Origin of the sequence: Bittarella massiliensis (ex Durand et al. 2017) (assembly GCF_017566145.1) — a bacterium.
Taxonomy (GTDB): domain Bacteria; phylum Bacillota; class Clostridia; order Oscillospirales; family Ruminococcaceae; genus Bittarella; species Bittarella massiliensis_A.
In genome coordinates, this window is sequence record NZ_JABFCL010000090.1 from 1 (window position 1) to 278 (window position 278).

Below are 278 nucleotides of genomic sequence, written 5' to 3' on the forward strand. Positions count from 1 at the left end.
GACAATCTGGAACTTCTGCGGGAACTTGGGTGTGAGATCCTGTATTTTTCTCCGATTCACGACATGGCTCTTCCGGACGGGACGGAAGGGATCTTGCTGTCAGGAGGATATCCGGAGCTCTACGCAGAAGAGTTGGCAAAAAACAAAGGGATCCGTCAGGATATTTTCAAGAGTCTGGCGGCTGGGATGCCATGTCTTGCCGAGTGCGGCGGGTTTCTCTATCTGAAAGAGGAGCTGGAAGCAGAGGACGGAAACTTCTACCCCATGACTGGATTTCT

The 278-nt window shown here is 51.8% G+C and carries 1 pseudogene; it reads left to right on the forward strand.

Annotated features, from left to right (window positions below):
- Positions 1 to 278: pseudogene (locus HJY11_RS13575) on the forward strand (cobyrinic acid a,c-diamide synthase); the annotation flags it as partial.